We start from the raw sequence: 3,016 nt of genomic DNA, 5'->3' as shown, positions 1-3,016 counted from the left end.
CCAACTTCGCTTGTGTACGTCGATGCCAATAAATAACTTTGAGTCGGTAGTATCCTTTGTTTTCATAATAAAGAAATTAGATTGTTTTTATTATATAACTTAGGGTACGGCTTTTACATTGTTGCTAAAATTAATACGGGTTTTGCTGCTTAACCCAAAGTTTAGGGTATATTTAGAAAGTCCGCCAAATTTTTAATTTGGCTTTTAAATAGAGAAAAAATTAAAAACAAAATATAAAAATTCGGCTCTGTGTTAACCCGAAAAGTTAGTGTCTTTTTCCACGCTACGTTTCATACACAAGTCCGTTGTACACCATTTAAGAAAAACATTGAGAACAGAATTAAAATACTTAGAATTAAAGAGTGGATTTTCGGATAACGGAACTGCTTGGATTGGTCTCGTTTCATTCTCTAAAAGCGGAAAAACAATTTATTTTAATGGTAAAGGATTTCAAAGTTTAAATGGAACTGGAATTTCAGGCGGAAACTATTATGAAATTGAATCTGGAAATGAATACTGGATTTCTGGAGTTAAAAAAAATATGTCTGACCGACACAAATTTGGCGGAGGAAAAATCTTTGTGGAAAAACGGATTTTAAATGATTATCTGCAAACTATCGGAAAAACGGAATTGCCAAAATCTGGCTATGAATTGACCGAAGTAGAAACTGAAAAACCGACTGAAAGAATTAATGAATTAGAAAATTCTCAACTGGAAACATCAGAAATTGACGAAAGTATTTATACTAAAACGCCAAAGGAATTGACAAATTCTGAACTTGAATTTCTTATCGAAGAACTAATCGAAGACGAAAAGAATGCCAAGTATAATAAAGGTAGGCGAATGATTAAAAAAGACAGAATTGAATTAGAAACGGAACTTGAGAAACGTGAATAAAAACGGTGTACAACAATGTATAACCGCAATTACGGCGGATTCGACTACGTCCGAATCCACGCGGAATTGCTAACGTCAGTGTTTAATCCGAAAATAATCGCTAATTTACCCGTAACTGACGGTTATACGAGACCGTTGTAGGCAATTAGAAAAAAATGAGAGAGTTTAATTTATATGAAGACATAAAATCCTCAATTGAAGAGAACCTTTCTTTGATTAAAAAATATGGATTTAATGAAGTTCAGGAAGAACAGATTGCTTACGAATATCATTTCAGTATATTCAATGACCTAAATGAATATATTGACATAAGTTTCGAGGCTATTTCATCAAGTCCAATTTGGATAAAAATAAATAACATCCATATTGAAAAGTTATTAAAAGATGAAGTTTTAATGAAAATTGACAATGATTTAAACTCTTTGTACAAGGAAAACTTTGACTTATATTTAAAATTTGATGACACTAAATACATTGGAAATAATTTCGAAAATTATAAAAAATTTGGAAGAGAATTAAATAATAAAAAGCTGAATAGAGCTTTTAAAATATTAGAAATGAAATTTCGCTATTTAAGCCAAAAAAGTAACGATTTAAATGAGCAAATAGAAGAGCCAGCTCTTTGCTCAAAAAAAATTAGTGATTTGAAAAAACTAATGACATCTGATAATTTTATAAATGATTTTAAACAGGCTAAAAAAATGATATTGGAAACTGACAAATGTGAAATTGAAATTAACTCGCTAGATGAATTAAAGGATGTTTTAGAGTCGTTATCTGAACAAAGCATCAATAATATTGAATGGGAGCTAAAAAAGTAACTACCTACAACAATGGCTAAAATTAATACGGGTTTTAGTGCTTAATTCAAAGTTTAGTGTATTTTTATAAAGTCCGCCAAATCTTTTGATTTGGCTTTAGAACAAAAAAAGATAAAACAAAATAAAAAGTTTTGGCTAATCGCTTAATCCGAAATTAAATACCAATTTAATCCCGTACTAACCTTAGCCGAAGCCGTTGTAAGCAATTTGAGAAAAACCGATGGACTTAACAAAAAAAGCAAGAACATATCAATTTGAAAACAGAGAATTTACTACTCAAGAGATAGACCTAATTGCAGGTCAATCTGGATTGGTTGGAATTTCATTTAAAAACTGTCAAATTTCTGACTCAGATATAGAAAAAATTAGTACTCTAAAAAAGTTGGTAAACGTTACTTTAGAAAACACCGAAATTACTGACCTCTCTCTAAAATATTTATCTAAAGCACCTAACCTTCAATATTTATTTATTACCAAAGCAATGATAAATGGAGAAGGCTTATCGTATTTTAAAGACCATAAAAAACTGAATACTCTTTGGTTAGTAGACACAAATCTTGATGATGAAGGAATTCAATTTCTCAAAGATTTTAAAAAACTGGGAATTGTTAGAATAGACAAAACAAATGTAACATTGAGCGGATTGATGTCTATCGCTTCAAATAAAAAATTGCAAATAGTTCCAAATGATAAAATAACAAAAGAACACATTAAATTATTTGAATCAGAACAACAAAAGCTCAATAAAAAGAAACTTGAATACAATCAAGTTGATATTGTTGAATGCAAATTAATACTGAATTCATTTTTCACTGAAATGACTAATTGGGAAAAATATGCAGAGAAGATTGATGATTTTACCGACGAATTAACAAATAAATGCTTAGCTGTTTTTAAGACGTATTGTATTGATAAAGAAAGAAAAGGCTTCCGACCTATGTGGTCTTCATACTCAAGCGGACCGAATTATACTTATTCTAACCAAAAAATAACTGACTTTGAACAACCAACCAAAAACAAAGTATTGCTTTATACGAAAGACGAATATCTAAATTCTCAATACAGATTCATTATCTTAAAAAAAGACAATGAATGGAAAATTGATGAATGCTATTATTTAGATTCTGGTTGGAAAAAGAATGGGTTATAAAAACTGCTTACAACAATGTATCCTATGTAAAGCCCTTTCCCAAGTCCTAGGTTAAATTTACGATATTTTTTTATTTTATTTATTTCATTATGATGATGATTTTATAGTGTTGGAATGTTGGCAACGCCATTAAGCGTTGTCAATATT

The 3,016-nt window shown here is 29.8% G+C and carries 3 protein-coding genes; all 3 read left to right on the top strand.

Annotated features, from left to right (window positions below):
- Positions 1-328: 328 nt before the first annotated feature.
- The 3 genes from ABD816_RS21985 (at position 329) to ABD816_RS21975 (ending at position 2,869) form a co-directional block, all read left to right on the top strand.
- Positions 329-898 (top strand): hypothetical protein, encoded by a 570-nt coding sequence (locus ABD816_RS21985; RefSeq protein ID WP_344931049.1) that lies wholly within the window; start codon positions 329-331, stop codon positions 896-898.
- Between the two features lie 155 nt (positions 899-1,053).
- Entirely contained in the window at positions 1,054-1,719 is a 666-nt protein-coding gene (locus ABD816_RS21980) for a hypothetical protein (RefSeq protein ID WP_344931048.1), read from the top strand.
- A gap of 220 nt (positions 1,720-1,939) precedes the next feature.
- Entirely contained in the window at positions 1,940-2,869 is a 930-nt protein-coding gene (locus ABD816_RS21975) for an NTF2 fold immunity protein (RefSeq protein WP_344931047.1), read from the top strand.
- The last annotated feature ends 147 nt before the right edge of the window (positions 2,870-3,016 follow it).

It is taken from the genome of Aquimarina addita (assembly GCF_039539305.1).
GTDB lineage: Bacteria > Bacteroidota > Bacteroidia > Flavobacteriales > Flavobacteriaceae > Aquimarina > Aquimarina addita.
Note: the sequence above shows the minus strand (reverse complement) of the source record. Positions and strands in the feature narration are given on the sequence as shown.

Bases quoted from the DNA above. Each gene is read 5' to 3' on its own strand.
- ABD816_RS21980 (WP_344931048.1), top strand. From the start codon at position 1,054: ATGAGAGAGTTTAATTTATATGAAGACATAAAATCCTCAATTGAAGAG.
- ABD816_RS21975 (WP_344931047.1), top strand. From the start codon at position 1,940: ATGGACTTAACAAAAAAAGCAAGAACATATCAATTTGAAAACAGAGAA.